This is a genomic window from Mucilaginibacter humi, assembly GCF_013087555.1.
Genome location: NZ_JABFCR010000027.1, coordinates 18,128 through 31,042 on the forward strand (window position 1 = coordinate 18,128; position 12,915 = coordinate 31,042).

General features: G+C 41.8%; 15 protein-coding genes, 1 tRNA gene and 2 pseudogenes. 10 read left to right on the forward strand and 8 right to left on the reverse strand.

The genetic code is table 11. The features are described 5' to 3' along the window. Positions 1–159 precede the first annotated feature (159 nt). Together HK413_RS07200 and HK413_RS07205 are read right to left on the reverse strand one after the other, a co-directional pair. The gene (locus HK413_RS07200) at positions 160–651 is read right to left on the reverse strand and encodes an anti-sigma factor family protein (protein WP_175269694.1); all 492 of its coding nucleotides are present in this window, start codon (positions 649–651) and stop codon (positions 160–162) included. Then, positions 648–1,172: an RNA polymerase sigma factor gene (locus HK413_RS07205; protein WP_317169368.1), complete on the reverse strand. Its 525-nt coding sequence runs from the start codon at positions 1,170–1,172 to the stop codon at positions 648–650. Before HK413_RS07205 ends, HK413_RS07200 begins: the two co-directional genes overlap by 4 nt. 298 nt (positions 1,173–1,470) lie before the next feature. Between HK413_RS07205 and HK413_RS07210 the strand changes: the two genes are divergently transcribed. Next, positions 1,471–1,839, forward strand: a complete 369-nt coding sequence (locus HK413_RS07210) for a DUF6249 domain-containing protein (protein WP_175269695.1) — start codon at positions 1,471–1,473, stop codon at positions 1,837–1,839. Positions 1,840–1,894: 55 nt separating this feature from the next. Here the strand turns inward: HK413_RS07210 and HK413_RS07215 are convergent, their stop codons facing one another. Beyond that, complete coding sequence (locus tag HK413_RS07215) at positions 1,895–2,404, reverse strand: DinB family protein (RefSeq protein ID WP_175269696.1); 510 nt, start codon at positions 2,402–2,404, stop codon at positions 1,895–1,897. Next, positions 2,391–3,611, reverse strand: a pseudogene (locus HK413_RS07220) (sensor histidine kinase). The gene HK413_RS07215 and the pseudogene HK413_RS07220 overlap by 14 nt, the downstream one beginning before the upstream one ends. 197 nt (positions 3,612–3,808) lie before the next feature. Between HK413_RS07220 and gltX the strand changes: the two are divergent. After that, positions 3,809–5,310 (forward strand): annotated as a pseudogene (gltX, locus tag HK413_RS07225) (glutamate--tRNA ligase). 172 nt (positions 5,311–5,482) lie between these two features. On the opposite strand, the gene HK413_RS07230 reads toward gltX, so the two are convergent. Next, a complete protein-coding gene (locus tag HK413_RS07230) occupies positions 5,483–5,959 on the reverse strand; it encodes an Lrp/AsnC ligand binding domain-containing protein (RefSeq protein ID WP_175269697.1) in 477 nt (158 codons plus the stop codon). Positions 5,960–6,122: 163 nt separating this feature from the next. On the opposite strand from HK413_RS07230, the gene HK413_RS07235 reads away from it, so the two are divergent. The 4 genes from HK413_RS07235 (at position 6,123) to HK413_RS07250 (ending at position 8,949) form a co-directional block, all read left to right on the forward strand. After that, positions 6,123–6,234: transfer RNA gene (locus tag HK413_RS07235), tRNA-Asp, on the forward strand. A gap of 211 nt (positions 6,235–6,445) precedes the next feature. After that, positions 6,446–6,901 (forward strand): hypothetical protein, encoded by a 456-nt coding sequence (locus HK413_RS07240; protein ID WP_175269698.1) that lies wholly within the window; start codon positions 6,446–6,448, stop codon positions 6,899–6,901. 79 nt (positions 6,902–6,980) lie between these two features. Beyond that, the gene (locus tag HK413_RS07245) at positions 6,981–8,777 is read left to right on the forward strand and encodes a TonB-dependent receptor (protein WP_175269699.1); all 1,797 of its coding nucleotides are present in this window, start codon (positions 6,981–6,983) and stop codon (positions 8,775–8,777) included. Continuing rightward, the gene (locus HK413_RS07250) at positions 8,743–8,949 is read left to right on the forward strand and encodes a hypothetical protein (RefSeq protein WP_175269700.1); all 207 of its coding nucleotides are present in this window, start codon (positions 8,743–8,745) and stop codon (positions 8,947–8,949) included. Before HK413_RS07245 ends, HK413_RS07250 begins: the two co-directional genes overlap by 35 nt. A 316-nt stretch (positions 8,950–9,265) precedes the next feature. Here the strand turns inward: HK413_RS07250 and HK413_RS07255 are convergent, their stop codons facing one another. The 3 genes from HK413_RS07255 to HK413_RS17195 all read right to left on the reverse strand — a co-directional run bounded on the left by HK413_RS07255 (position 9,266) and on the right by HK413_RS17195 (position 10,967). Continuing rightward, positions 9,266–10,228: an SGNH/GDSL hydrolase family protein gene (locus HK413_RS07255; protein WP_175269701.1), complete on the reverse strand. Its 963-nt coding sequence runs from the start codon at positions 10,226–10,228 to the stop codon at positions 9,266–9,268. Positions 10,229–10,392: 164 nt separating this feature from the next. After that, entirely contained in the window at positions 10,393–10,815 is a 423-nt protein-coding gene (locus HK413_RS07260) for an outer membrane beta-barrel protein (protein WP_246229980.1), read from the reverse strand. Next, positions 10,800–10,967 (reverse strand): hypothetical protein, encoded by a 168-nt coding sequence (locus HK413_RS17195; RefSeq protein WP_246229982.1) that lies wholly within the window; start codon positions 10,965–10,967, stop codon positions 10,800–10,802. Before HK413_RS17195 ends, HK413_RS07260 begins: the two co-directional genes overlap by 16 nt. A 133-nt stretch (positions 10,968–11,100) precedes the next feature. Here HK413_RS17195 and HK413_RS07265 point away from each other — a divergent pair, with 133 nt between their 5' ends. The 4 genes from HK413_RS07265 (at position 11,101) to HK413_RS07280 (ending at position 12,640) form a co-directional block, all read left to right on the forward strand. Further along, entirely contained in the window at positions 11,101–11,316 is a 216-nt protein-coding gene (locus HK413_RS07265; protein ID WP_175269702.1) for a hypothetical protein, read from the forward strand. A 60-nt stretch (positions 11,317–11,376) separates the two neighbouring features. Then, entirely contained in the window at positions 11,377–11,934 is a 558-nt protein-coding gene (locus HK413_RS07270; RefSeq protein ID WP_175269703.1) for a S41 family peptidase, read from the forward strand. Positions 11,935–11,942: 8 nt separating this feature from the next. Beyond that, the gene (locus tag HK413_RS07275) at positions 11,943–12,203 is read left to right on the forward strand and encodes a hypothetical protein (protein ID WP_175269704.1); all 261 of its coding nucleotides are present in this window, start codon (positions 11,943–11,945) and stop codon (positions 12,201–12,203) included. 122 nt (positions 12,204–12,325) lie between these two features. Beyond that, positions 12,326–12,640: a hypothetical protein gene (locus HK413_RS07280; RefSeq protein WP_175269705.1), complete on the forward strand. Its 315-nt coding sequence runs from the start codon at positions 12,326–12,328 to the stop codon at positions 12,638–12,640. The last annotated feature ends 275 nt before the right edge of the window (positions 12,641–12,915 follow it).

The window sequence follows — 12,915 nt, forward strand, 5'->3', positions numbered from 1 at the left end:
GTAAATACTAACGCAATTACTATACCAATATTATGGTTTGGCATGCCAATACTTAAAACCAGGCGTTTTAAGTATGCTATTACTTATGTTATTGAAAGTACTGTCCAAAATAGAAAATAGCGTGTTGTCATTTTTAGACACAATTGTGTCTAAAATAGATTACGCTTGTTTATACAAGATGCGCTTGCGCAAAAATCCATCAACTACAAATAGCAGCAACACCACATCAAAAAACATAAAGGCTTTAAAGATCCAATTATTAATGATGCCTGATAGATCGGGTATTGTAAATGCAGGTACGCTTACCTGCCCCGCTGCCGACCAATTGATACTTGCCAGCACCATTATTAAAATAGCGGTGATAGTAATGATAAAAAAACCGCCTATAAATTTAATAATGTTATTATTGATGTGTGTTTTTAAAGGCTGGCGCGCATGTTCGGCACGTATGTTTTCCATTACCTTATAGGTAAAAGCCATTGATGGCTCTTCCAGTTCCATCCCGGCTATTTCGCGGTTAAGGGCCAGTAGCTCTAAATAGGTTTGCTGGTATTCTTCATTGTCAACCAATAACAAATCAATGGCGGCACGCTCGGCGGCAGTGCAGGTACCATCAATATAGTTCCAAAGTTTTTCCTCTATGCTTTTCATATCAGTTCTTTAACCTCGTGTTTTAAATTACGTTCCAGCTTTTCTTTCAAACGCTGGCGCGCCCTGAATAGTTTAACCTTCACGCTGTTTGCCTCAATGCCAAGGGTTTGCGCAATCTCTTCTAAGGATTGTTCGCCCTTATAAAATAGGGTAATTATAGTGGCATCATCGGTTGTTAATTGCTCAATAGCCTGGTTAAGATAAAACGACCTCGATTTATGCTCGACGTTGTTGGTATCAAAACCTGATGATACATTCTCTATTTGTATATATGTTTCTTCATCATTTATAGACGAAGTATCAACCCTTTTTTTGCGTAGCGATGTCATGGCCGTAGTATAAACAATACTATACAACCAGGTGCTGAATTTCGATTCCTGCTTAAAAGTATCTAATGACCGGTAGGCTTTTATAAAACAATCCTGCGCTACTTCCTCAGCATCCTCACGGCTTTTGGTAAAACGCATAGCCAGCGTAAAAACAAAACGCTGGTGCCGTTTAACCAGATCGGCATAGGCCACACTGGTTACCCGCCCGGGTTTGTTTGATCAAATCGATATCCGAAAGCTTACTCTGCATCTTATATACCCTCTGACTACGTAAAACCTGCCCGGGTTACACCTTATTGTAAATATAATATATTAGTGGCAGTAACAGTGGCAGAAGCGGGCATAATAAAGAACTGTAGCTGCCGCCGCCTTTGCAGCTATTTGAAAATAATTTCACGAGAGTGTAACCTCCTGAAAAAACGTGTAGTCATAGCTTACAAATACACCAATTAGGGTGGGATAGTAAGTAACTAATTTAAATTTAAATAAAATGAGTATAGGTTTAATCGGGGTTTTGATCCCCATCGTTGTGTCAGTAGGGCTTTTTGCCTTAATATTTGGAATTGTTTATTTACGTAGCCGCGAAAAAATGGCCATGATTGAGCGTGGCATGAATCCGGGAATTGAAGTAACCAAACCCATTAACCGCAATTTTGTGCTTACACGGGGCTGCCTGCTGATTGGATCGGGTTTAGGGTTATTTTTAGCCTATATATTAGACAACACATTGTATTTCGCAAAAGAAAATAACGATAACCCGGCAATATACTTTTCAATGATAGCCATATTTGGGGGTGGAGGTTTGTTTATATCATACCTTATCGAAAAGAAAGACGCTAAGAAGGACATTGAAAACTGAGTACAAATCCTTTAAAATAAAGGCGAAAAGCATCATGCTTTTCGCCTATTGTTTTTTAAACGCCGTAGCGTCCCTTCAATATATTCAAATGGTGCAGCTCGTGGCCGGCCATTATATAAAGTATGCTGTTTATCTTAATGTTGGCATTATTGGCAGCGCCAACCATGTTTAGCTGATCTTCGGTTAATGAACGCAGCATATACAGGTTAGCTTCCCGGGCAGCTTTAAATTCGGCCGCAAGATCTTGTAGAGTGCGGGTGTTAAATGTTGCTTTTTCCACATATTCATTCTCATCAAAACCCGGCAATTCGCTTTGCCCGCGCGAAAATGCGAATGCGCGATAGGCAAATGTACGCTCTGCATCAGTTAAATGCCCGGCCACTTCTTTAATGGTCCATTTCCCCGGCGCGTAAGCATAATTGGCTTGTTCATTGGTTAGGCTGCAAAAGAAATCGTAAGTGCTTGTCTTTAACTTTTCAAGCGTTTCTAAAATTGGTTCGTCATTAACAAGGTCAACGTACCTGTCATAAAAAGCTGCATGATCGCCGGTGTTAGGTCTGTCCATTGTATCGTATGTTTTTTAATATTATTCTAAAAGTTGTGCCTTTCCCCAACTCAGAATCGCGCACAAATATTTGCCCGTCATGGTAATTCTCTACCATCCGTTTGGTTAGCGACAGGCCCAGGCCCCAACCTCGTTTCCGGGTAGTATAACCGGGTTGAAATACAGTAATAAACTTAGATCTGGGGATGCCTTTACCTGTATCGGTAATGTCGATTATTACCTTGTCCCCTGGTTTTGTTGGTGCCAATATTAACCTTAATACTTCCCTTGCCCTGAATGGCATTTACTGCATTCTTTAATAAATTTTCTATCACCCAGTCAAACAACGGGACATTCAAACCAGCCACAAGATCCTTGTCGCCCGTTAATTCAAAGCTGATGTTACTGCTAACTCTTACCTTAAAGTAATTTACAAAATCCTCAACCACATCAAAAACGGAATGCTCCTCTAATTTTGGTTTTGAGCCGATCTTCGAAAAACGATCGGCGACAATTTCCAGCCGCTTAACATCATTTTCCATTTCGGCCATTAGCGGGTCGTCCTCGGCGTTAAACTTGTCTTTTATTAATTCAATCCACGCCATTAGTGAGGATATGGGTGTACCCAGCTGGTGCGCGGTCTCCTTAGCCAAACCTACCCATACCTGGTTTTGCTCTGATTTACGCGATGAGTTGAATGACGTATATGCCAACAGTAAAAATGCCGCAATAACGGAAAGCTGAATGTAGGGAAATATCTTTAATTGCGTCAGCAGGTCTGAGTCTTTATAGTATATCAGCCAGTATCCCCGCGGCAGCATTATTTTTATAGGCTCATGCTGCGCTTTCATGGTTTCCAGCTCATCCTTAAAATAACCAGGATCATAATGTGGCGCGTTCGGCTCCTTTACAGCTTCGGGTATAGGTGGTATATAGGTTTTTGTAGTATCAAGCCCTTTAAAGGTTTGTATATCGCCTTTCTCGTCGGTTACTATAGCCGGTACTATGGAACTATCCCTCACCGCAAAGATGTAGGGTAAAAAATCATTGTCATCGGCAGATATTACCTGCTTCATGCTCATGGCCCAAACTTGCGCCCGTGTACGCTCTGACCGCGCGATGTTAAGGGCGGGTATTTGGTATAAAATAAAGACCCACTTGCTATAATCAAAGCAAAGGCAAGCAATATATATTTCCAGAGCCTTTTATTTTCGTAGGTGTTTAGCATATCAGTCCCAAATAACGTAAAATAGGTTTGTATCTTATAATTTAATTATAGTCAGGAAGTCCGCAAGTCTGAAAGAGATGATTGCGAATGATGTTTCGGACTTACTGACTTTCCGACTACGGCCTTAAAGATAACTTTACATCCCCGGACTTTACCCCATTCAAACTTCCCGACTAAAAAATTATCTTTGCCGCACAATGTCAGATAAAAGAGTTAGAGTAAGATTTGCACCAAGCCCAACCGGCGGCTTGCATTTAGGTGGCGTACGTACCGCTTTGTTTAATTACCTTTTTGCTAAGAAGCATAACGGCGATTTTGTTTTACGTATTGAAGATACCGACCAAAATCGCTTTGTAGAAGGCGCCGAACAATATATTATTGATTGCTTAAACTGGTGCGGTATCACACCCGACGAAAGTGTACTGAACCCCGGCCAATATGCACCCTACCGCCAAAGCGAGCGCAAAAGCATTTACCGCGAATATGCCGAACGCCTGGTAATGCAGGGCCATGCTTATTACGCTTTTGATACTGCCGAAGAACTGGACAAGAACCGTAAGGAGATCCCTAATTTTCAATATGGGCAGGTATATCGTGATACCTTGCGCAACTCACTGTCATTGCCACAGCATGAGGTTGACCAGCTATTGGCCGACCATACGCCACATGTTATCCGCATAAAAATACCGGCGGACCAATCGGTTAGCTTTACAGATATGATCCGCGGGCGCGTTACTTTTGAAACCAATCAGGTTGATGATAAAGTTTTATTAAAGGCTGATGGCATGCCTACCTATCATTTAGCCGTTGTGGTTGATGATTACCTGATGAAGATCTCGCACGCTTTCCGTGGCGAGGAGTGGCTGCCATCTGCACCCGTACATTTATTATTATGGGATTATTTAGGCTGGAAAGCCGATATGCCGCAATGGGCGCACTTACCATTAATATTAAAACCCGATGGTAACGGTAAACTTAGCAAACGCGATGGGGCGCGCCTGGGCTTCCCGGTGTTTGCATTGGATTGGGATGGCGCTGCCGGATTTGACGGTATGGGCTTTTTACCCGAAGCGTTTGTGAATTTCCCGGCAACGCTGGGTTGGAATGACGGATCAGGGCAGGAAATATTTACTTTGGATGAACTGGTTAAGAAGTTCTCTATTGACCGGATAAGTAAAGCCGGCGCTAAGTTTGATTTCGAGAAAGCCAAGTGGTTCAATGCCGAGTGGATCAAAAGATCAACTGCCCAAACCCTGCAACCAAAAGTTAAAGCGGTTTTAGAGAGTAAAGGTATTACTATAAAAGATGATGCTTACTGGCTACGGTTATTGATTTGATAAAGGATCGTTGCATATTACTGACTGATTTTTATCCCCAAGCTGCATACTTTTTCCAAACCCCTGCCGAATACGACCCGGCCGCTGTTAAGCCAAAATGGACGGAGGAGAAAACAGCTTTCTTTAATACCATTATAGAACAATTAAAATCAACCCCAACCATAATAGCTGCCGATTTTGAAACTGCCTTTAAGGCATTAGCAGAAGAAAAAGGTTTAAAAACCGGCGATGTGATGCTGCCGTTCCGCATTATGCTGGTGGGCGGCAAGTTTGGCCCGCATGTTTTTGATATAGCCTCGTTATTGGGTAGGGATGAAACTATTGATAGGGTAGAACGGGCATTGTTGGCGTTTACGTCGTAATTAGACATCTTGTCATTTCGAAACGAAGTGAGAAATCTTATACGCCCTGTTATGGATCGTCGTTTAAGATTTCTCACTCGTCCCTCGTATCGAAATGACAAATCTTATATATAAAACAAAAAGGCTTGCCATTACGGCAAGCCTTTCTAATTATGTAAAGCGTAAGTGGTGGTTACTCCAAAGTTATCTGTCTGCGGATACTTTCTTCTAATGATATAAATGTCTCGGTGCGTTGTATGCCCTTAACACCTTGTATTTGCTCATTCAATACCTCGCGCAGGTGGGTGGTATCATGGCAAATGATTTTAGCGAAAATACTGTAGCTGCCGGTTGTATAATGCAACTCAACTATTTCTTTAACGGTTTTTAACTGTTTAACCGCATCATTATATTGCGAGCCTTTTTCTAAGAATATCCCCGGGAAAGCGGTAATATCATAACCCAGTTTTTGCGGGTCAACCTCTAAACTGGCCCCTTTTATTACCCCCATTTCTTCCAACTTTTTCATGCGCACGTGGATAGTTCCGCCGGAAACGATCAACTCTTTAGCAATTTCGGTGTAAGGAGTAGTAGCGTTTTTCATCAATATTGATAAAATCTGGATATCAAGATTATCAATTTCTAAATTTTGAGACTTTCTGTGGGACATAAATTTGAATATCTTTATTGAAATACAAGTATAATTATTATTTAAATAAAAATAAAATTATTTTGTTGAAATATTTGCAAGGAATTGATAGGTCTGTTATGTTTGTAATAAGCAATTGGACCTAATAGCTTATTGAGTTCTTTAAAACAAATGCATCACATAATGTTGGGTGGTGAAATTTTTGGCAGACACACCTCCTTGTCCCGGTGGTAGAGATCATAGGAAACCCGAAGCGGGCTAACTACTCTGTGGAGGTTCGAATCCTTCCCCAACAGCAATTCACCGGCGTGAATTAATAATAACAATACTGTAGGATGGTGAAACTTTGGCAGACACACCTCCTCGTCGCGGTGGCGGAGATCATGGGAAACTCTTAGCAATAAGAATAACCACTCTGTGGAGGTTCGACTCCTTCTCCTACAGCTCTTCTCATAATTTAGGTTTATAATTGGTTAGTACCGGCCCCTGCCCATCAGAGGGCCGTACTTGTTTTATAGCTTTTTTAAAACCCGGAATAATTATAATTTTGCAGCATTAATGATTAAAAGAATCATCACATACTTGCTATGCTTCTATTTCTTTGCAGGAAGCAGTATTTTGCCATTGGGCGATTTTTGTTTAATGCAAGATTTGCCCGCCATGTACCATTCGTATGAGAAATTGGTATCAGCAGATGAAAAAGGGATATTAGATTTTGTAGGCGATTACTTATTAGGCGGCCGTGATGTTTTTGGGCACAACAAGCATGATGCGCCTGAAAACCGTAGATCGGCCGTACAGTTTCAACACGCAAGCGATTGTTGCAGCATAGTTTTGGTTGTTGCCTATGAAAATAGCATTTTAATTAACGAACATTATGAAGTTGTGCATCCGCTACTTTCAATTTCTGCTAATCTTTCCGGTTTTCAAGAAGAACCATTACGCCCCCTCGCGCTCAAATAAGTTAAGCTCTGTTTTTTAATTCCGTTTTTACGGATCATCCTGTAACTCGCTGTGCTATTGCACGTGTTAACTTATTTTAATGAAATATTATTTCTTACTGCTGGCCTTGCTGGGCTACCATATATCGCGCGCTCAACATCAATACAAATTTGTTATTAAAGATGATAAGACCCACCGGGCAATACCGGGAGCCACAGTCGCTATACCAGCCTTAAACCTTGTGGCAGCGGCTGATACAGCCGGTAACATTACCTTATCAAATATCCCAAATGGTAAGTTTGAAGTAAAATTCACTTCGGTAGGTTATTTTCAACAAAACAAAATGTTAGCGTTTCCGGCCACGGAAACAATCCAATCTTTGCAGATATTTCTTGAACCTCAATCTGGCGAATTGGCCGAAGTAACCGTACAAACCACCCGTACCAATCAAAATCTGCGCGATATCCCCACACGTGTAGAAGCATTGCCGCAAGAAGAGCTTGACGAAAAAGGAACCATGCGGCCCGGCGATATAAAAATGCTGTTGGGTGAATCGACGGGGATAAATGTACAGCAAACATCGGCTGTAAGCGGCACTGCCAACTTTAGGATCCAGGGCCTTGATAGCCGCTACACACAGCTTCTGCAGGATGGTATGCCGCTGTACCGGGGTTTTTCGGGTGGGTTAAGCTTAATGCAGGTTTCGCCGCTCAACTTAAAACAGGTTGAGTTTATTAAAGGATCGGCCTCTACATTATATGGCGGCGGCGCAATAGCCGGGCTGGTTAATTTAATAAGCAAAACCCCGCAGGCAGAACCTGAATTAACCTTTTTACTTAACCAAAATACAGCTAAGGGCTTGGACGTTAGCAATTATTATGCGCAAAAATGGCAGCATACTGGCACAACTATATTCACCACCTATAACCATAGCAGAACATACGCGCCGGGCAATACCGAGTTTACTGCCGTGCCTAAAACCAGCCGTTTCGGTATAAACCCGAAACTGTTTTTATATATTGACGATAAAAATAAAGGTTGGGTTGGTGTAAATGCTACCTACGAGAATAGGCGTGGTGGTGACATGGAGGTCTTGAATGGTAACACCAATGCTATGCATCAATACTTTGAGCAAAATACCAGCTACAGGTTTTCTACCCAACTATCGTTTACCCATATTATCGACTCCGCCAGTCAGCTAAATATTAAAAATACCGTTGGATATTTTGACAGACGTTATACCGAACCCGCTTATAGTTTTAACGCAAGGCAAACATCATCATACACCGAGATCAATTATGTATACAATGGGCGGCATGCTAACTGGGTTTTGGGCGGCAATGCCTGGACTGACTATCTATCGGCCCAACCACCCTATCAGCAATTGGGTTATACATTAAGTACGTTAGGTGGCTTTGCGCAAAATACTTATAAGGCAAATAGCTGGTTTTCGATTGAGAGCGGGTTGAGGCTTGATTATAATACACCATCTGCTGACCAATCAAACGGGTTAATCTTGTTGCCACGTATAAACGCATTAATAAAACTAAACAGTAACCTAACCAGCAGGATAGGGGGCTTAGGTTATAAAATGCCAACAATATTTAATGACGAAACAGAGCAACAGGGATATCAATATTTGCAACCGCTAATAATTGAGCAAACTAAAGCCGAAAAATCAATAGGGCTAAATGGTGACATTAATTACCGCGCAATACTTGGCGATGCCGTTGTGAATATTAACCAATTGTTTTTTTACACCCGGGTAAATAACCCTTTGGTATTGATGAATAATAGATTTATTAATGCCGATGGCTATTTGAAAACCCGCGGCTTAGAAACCAATGTTAAAGTAATTATGGATGAGTTGGGTATTTACGGGCTATACCTATACTGATACCCGGCAGTATTTTAACGATGTTGTAAATGCGCAAACACTCACGCCAAAAAATAAAATAAGCGCCGATGTTACCTACGAAATAGAAAATAGCTTTAGGGCGGGTGTGGAAGGCTTTTATACCGGATCGCAGTTATTGAGCGATGGTACAACCGGCCAGTCATCCGGGTAACGTTACTTCTCTGCCGCACAAGCCTTATACGCTGCAAATCCGCTAAAACCTAAAACCTAAGGCCCGGTCCTTTTGCCGCCTGTTGTCACACAAGCCCTCGCTTCAGGCAAAATTACCAATGCCTTTGCAGCCGCACCATCCTACTTGTTTTACCTGATTTCATCCGAAGCTGCCCGTATGACGGTTTTGGGCACTGACCAAGATTTTAGTAATTAATGAGCAATCAAAAAAGCGCAATGGCCTGTCAGCACGCCGGGCCGGGAGTATGGCCTTGCGGGCGGAAGCAGAGTATAGCTGCGTTTCGTTGCGGGCGTAGTTATTTTGCCATTCCGGTTATTTTAGTGGAGCCTGTTATTTGCTGGTATTGCGGCGAGGTGTATTTAACCGTGCCTTTATCGGTAATAATTATTGATCCGGCATGGGCTATGCTATCCAGTAACTGCATGATTTGCCCTTTGCCATCAGCCTTAATGGTAATAGTAGTGGTAAAAGGGTGAGTAATATTATCCGGCTTAAAATCAATCAGGTTTGAGTTTAATGTGGTACCGGCACTCTCCACCATTTTAGGCGAAGGCTTACTATTACTCAAAGCATCAAATAATGAAGGTACTATGGTATAGGCCAGTTCCAAATGTCCTGCATCATTGGGGTGACCGGGGTTGTACCAGTTGCCCGGCGCCCATTTGCCCGTACCATCATCAACCCCGCCCAATAAATTTATTGATGGCACATCAAGCGAGTTGATCCACATATTTAATTCCTTTGTGTAGTGATAATCCCGTTCATTAAAATCGTTGCGGGTGTAGGCGTTGGTTATTATCGGCACATACCCACTGTCGCGGGCCATGGCTATCAGCTTTAACATGTTGGTTTTAAACTGCGTATACTGGCCCGGGCCCTTTTCATGTATGAATTCATTGCCTAATGATAGCGCGTAGATAACATATTTAGCTTTTTGCGGTACCAGATCGCCACGCCATCTAACAAGTACTTTAGGCGTATTATCACCGCCACGCGATATATTGGCTACTTTCCAATTCTTGCCTACACCATCTGCAGCACGTTTAGTTAATATATCTCTGTAAAAGTACGCGTAGCCATGATTTTTAGTAGCGCCTATACCGTATGGTACAGACGATCCGAAGAAGACTATCTTCATTGTGTCCAAAGGCTTACCGCTTATATATGGCGTATCTGCTTTAACTTTGGCCTTAGTTTGGGCAACGCATACAGTGCTTATAAATATCGATAGTGCGATAAGTGCAATTTTTGATCTCATACTAAAATTCAGGGGTTTATACTGCAATGTATAAAAAATAGTACGGTTACAGTAATGCCAAAACGCAAAAAAGCCGTTACATCGGTTAAGATATAACGGCTTTTTTAGGGATAGAGGTTTGTGATTATTTAACTAATCTCCAATCCTTAACCTCAAAACACTGATTAAAAGAATTTAAAACCAACGCTTAAAGCCCATAGGTTTTGGCGCTGGCCGTAATTGCGGTCAATATCGGTCAAATCGCCTTCGTAACGTAAATCGGCAGTAATTGGGCCAATATCAACACCGGCACCGGCCTGGTAACCTAAAGTGCTATTTTTGTAGTTGCCAAAATCGGCATAAGCGGTACCAAAATTAGCCGATAAGTTTTGTTTTTTGTCTAATACCGAAGTATAAATAGGGCCACCCATTACACGGAAATTTAAATTTTTCTCGCCAAATTTAAAGCCAACAAGCAATGGAACATTTAAGTTAGTAAACTTAACATCGCCGTTATAATTGCCCGAGTTTGAATTGAATTTGCCACCTGTGCTGCTTAAATAAACTTCGGGCTGTAAATAAATCCCGCCGCCTATCCGGGCAAACAAACCGGCTGGTATCCTGCAACTGATGTTGAGTTAAAATTATCTGAATGTAATTTGGAGTAATTTACCCCACCCTTTATCCCAAGGCTAAACTGTGCGCTGGCACTAATGCTTGCTGCTATTAGTAACATGGCGCTTAATACATACTTTTTCATAGTGTTTGATATTTAGTTGTTATAAGTTGATGGGTTTGATTATAACCATCGGCAATGGTTTAACAATAGCTGTACCAATTTTTTGACACTGCCCGTGTTGTATTTTTTCTATTTTTGTTAAAAATATTTAATTATGGCTGAAATAAGTATAACCAACAAAGAGTGGGAACGTGTTAAAATTAAAGTTAAACGTAAATACAACCATTTAACCGATGCTCAATTAAACTATACAGAAGGACAGGAAGATGCCCTAATTACTAACCTGATGCATCTGGTTAACCGCAACCGGGAGTATGTGGTATTTACCCTTAAAAAAGCTTTGGTTAATATTGACAATAATAGGCTGTAAAAACAGTTAAGTATTTTACAGGCAGTTTTTTGTAGCTTTATAATATTAAGTTTTTTTACGATGAAAAAGGGTGTGATAGTTAAATATAAAAGGTTCATTTTATCTACGGGTATAATAGCATTAGCCTTAGGTATATGGAGTTTTAGTGATGATCTGTTCCAGATCTCGAAAAACCTGGAAGTATTTGCATCCTTATATAAAGAGGTTAATATTAATTATGTTGATGATATTAACAGCGCCAAGTTTTTAAAGACCGGCGCCGACGCCATGCTTGATGGCTTAGACCCTTATACCGAGTTCGTACCCGAATCGGAAATTGAAGATTATAAGCTACACTATGTAAGCACCCAATATGGTGGTATTGGCGCCAGCATATTTTCAAGAAACAATAAGGTTTATATTTCCAATGTCTTTGAAGGCTTCCCTGCCCAAAAGGCCGATGTGCGCCCCGGCGACCAGGTGATGAAAATAAACGACATTGTACTTGATGGCAAAAACAGCGACCAGGTAAGCCAGTTATTAAAAGGATCAAAAGGCGCTACGGTAAAGCTGCTGATAAAACGCGATGATGCGCAGGCCCGGCTAAGGTCGCTAACATCCTTATCGGCAAAGCCATAAAAACATTATTGCTTAAATTTTTCCCCGACCCTGAGAAAGCCAAGAAAGCCAAAGCGCCAAACCCATATGCCGAGATCATCAACTGGTTTAGCGAGGGCAATACGCTTGCTGTTTTAGATGACCTGCCGCTTGCAGAGTATAAAAAAGTACTGAACTCGGTTACCGGCTTAAAGGAACTGGTTAAAAAGATCCACCCGCGGTTGGTAGAGAGCCAGCAGTTAATTTTAATGGAGTTTGTGCTGCATGGCCGGCCGAGTTCTCGCAGTTAAGTAAAGGATTTTTAGATAATGGTTTTGCTTTCTCTGATATGTTCAACAGTTTGTTTAATTTGCAGCCTGATGATGATGACGATCTGGACATAGATGATGATCGTTACTAACGTTAACGATAGATGCAGAGCCAATTATTTACAATTATTGTAGTAGGGGCCGTTATTTTTGCGGCAGATATGTATTTGGCCGGTGGCTTTGCCGCCGCTTTTAAAAAGCGCCCGTTGCGCACCCAAAACATCATCAAGCGGCTGTATGTGGTCTTTTCGCTGGGCCTGATACTGGCTACGATAGCTTGTATATACTTTAAACTACCGGTTGGCGTACGTGCCGGAGTACTCCTGATGTTTAAACTACCGGTTGTACGTGCCGGAGTACTCCTGATGTTTTTGTATTATGTGGATCATCGGTGCAGATCTCTCCGAACTGCCCGGTGACGGATTGGTTGAGCGCTGGGTAATTCAAACTCGGGCAAAGCCCGCGGCGTGTCAAATTATTTTGCCTTGTTAAACCGTGCCGATGGTTGCCCGGCCCATAACGGCTAAATATCCAAACACTATGAGTATGTGATAACGCCATCACTAATAACGGCAGCGACCTTCTTTATTGCTGGAGAGAGATGAGATGTTCTCAAATGTGGATCATCGGTGCAGATCTCTCCGAACTGCCCGGTGACGGATTGGTTGAGCGCTGGGTAATTCAAACTCGGGCA